The organism is Actinotalea ferrariae CF5-4, from assembly GCF_000603945.1.
GTDB classification, from domain to species: domain Bacteria; phylum Actinomycetota; class Actinomycetes; order Actinomycetales; family Cellulomonadaceae; genus Actinotalea; species Actinotalea ferrariae.
This window is the reverse complement of sequence record NZ_AXCW01000466.1, coordinates 1-1390: the sequence shown is the minus strand read 5'-3', so window position 1 is coordinate 1390 and position 1390 is coordinate 1. Positions and strand designations below refer to the sequence as shown.

Annotated in this window: 1 protein-coding gene; it reads left to right on the top strand. The window is 79.3% G+C overall.

Annotation, left to right across the window (positions count from 1 at the left end; all coding sequences use genetic code 11):
• Positions 1-1390: AAA family ATPase (locus N866_RS18820; RefSeq protein ID WP_162177345.1), on the top strand; the 1390-nt coding region annotated here is incomplete at both ends.

Below are 1390 nucleotides of genomic sequence, written 5' to 3'. Positions count from 1 at the left end.
GGCCTGCACCGCCACGGCCTCACCGCACCCCTGCTGGGCCGGGGGCCTGAGCTCGCCCGGCTGCTCGACCTCGTCGGGCCGGCGCGCCCGGGCACCCCCGCAGTGGGCGGCGCCCTGGTCCTCGCCCCACCCGGCACGGGCAAGACGCGGCTCGTCACCGAGCTGGCGGGCCTGCTCGGTGCGGCCGGCCGGCCGTGCTGGACGGTCCGCGTCGGCCTCGCACCCGGCCGCGGGTACGACGTCCTGGCGGACCTCCTCGCGGCCGCGGGGCTGGATCGGGAGGACCCGGCGCCAGGGCGAGGCGGGGAGCTGGTCCGCGCGCTGCTGGCGGGCGACCGCCTCGACGCCGCACCGGCTGACCTCTACGCCGCCTGGACGTCCCTGCTCGACGCCGTGGCGCCCGACGCCGTGTGGGTCGTCGAGGACCTGCACCTGGCCGGCCCGGACCTGCGGGCCTTCCTGCACCACGCGCTCGCGCACCCGTCCGGCACCGCGGGCACCCCGGGCACCCCGGGAGCTGCCGGCACCGCCGGGCGACGCGTCGTCCTCACCGCCCGGCCCGGGCCTCTCGGGCCGGACGCCCTCGCGGGCTCGCCGCACGTGGCCGTGCTGGCCCTGGAGCCACTGTCCGCGGACGCCGCCCGCGACCTCGTCGAGGCGTTCCTCGGGGCCGGGGTCCTGCCGGAACGCCTCCTGGGGGCGGTGGTCGCCGCGTCGGGCGGGAACCCGCTCTTCGTCGAGGAGCTCGTCCGCTCCTGGATCCAGACCGGCCTGCTGCACCGCGCCGACGACGGCACGTGGGCGTTCACGGGCGACGCCGCGGGCGCACCGGCCCTGCCGATGACGGTGCAGGCCATCTACCAGGGGCAGCTCGACGTGCTCCCGGAGCCGGTCCGCGCCGTCGTCGAGCACGGGTCCGTGCCCGGCACCACCTTCCCGGTGGCCGCCCTGGCCGCCCTCGGCGTGCCCGACGCCGACCAGCCCCTGGGCGAGCTGACCCGGGTCGGGCTCCTCGTCGGGCCGCACGAGCACGCCGTAGGGACAGACTCGTACACCTACCGGCACGCCCTGCTGCGCGACACGGCGTACGGGTCCCTCGGCCGGCACCGCCGCGCCGAGCTCCACGCGCGGTTCGCGCGCTGGATCCGCGCCCTGCCCGGCCCCCTCGGCACGGAGCTGGCCGGCACGCACCTCGCCCTCGCGCACGAGGTGCTGCCGGCGACGCGTGCCGGCCTGGACGACGGCACGACGGTCGCGGACCTCGCCCGGGAGGCGGCGTCGTTGCTGGCCGACGCCGCGGACGCGGCCATGGTCAGCGCGCCCCAGCGGGCCGCGTCCCTGCTCACCGACGCCCTCGCCCTGCCCGCGGGCACCGGGGCGGAGCGGCTGG